The sequence below is a fragment of the uncultured Shewanella sp. genome (assembly GCF_947501665.1).
Lineage (GTDB): Bacteria > Pseudomonadota > Gammaproteobacteria > Enterobacterales > Shewanellaceae > Shewanella.
Window position 1 is genome coordinate 1 of the sequence record NZ_CANMWS010000087.1, and the last position, 525, is coordinate 525.

Annotated in this window: 1 tRNA gene; it reads left to right on the forward strand. The window is 38.9% G+C overall.

Annotation, left to right across the window (positions count from 1 at the left end):
- Nucleotides 1-452 precede the first annotated feature (452 nt).
- Nucleotides 453-525 (forward strand) — tRNA-Asn (locus Q0976_RS24020).

Sequence of the window (525 nt, forward strand, 5' to 3'; positions counted from 1 at the left end):
CAGGTAGACAGGTAGACAGGTAGACAGGTAGACAGGTAGACAGGTAGACAGGTAGACAGGTAGACAGGTAGACAGGTTCCCTCACCCTATCATCAATATCGAGTTTGATTCACTTCTGTACTTCAAACATCATGAATGAATGCATCCTTCCTAACGTTCAGTAAGCAATATTTTTTGTCATAGAACGGTCCATTTCTTTCTTTTCTATCACCGGCTCTCATCAACAATTTTCTATTTTTTAAAGATTTCTAACAAGATTACTAAAATAGAAACATAAACAATATTAAGTTTTTGGATAATAAAATCCTAAATATGGCTATTCCCTACCCTTTATGGAGATTAGATGAGCAGTTAACAGCATAATTACACTTTTTTTTCTCACTCGAGTTGACTCTATTCACATAGCGATTTACTATGCGCTCCGTCTTCACAAAGAGTCGGCGAAATTCGATTCCCCTGTAGTTCAGTTGGTAGAACGGCGGACTGTTAATCCGTATGTCACTGGTTCGAGTCCAGTCTGGGGAG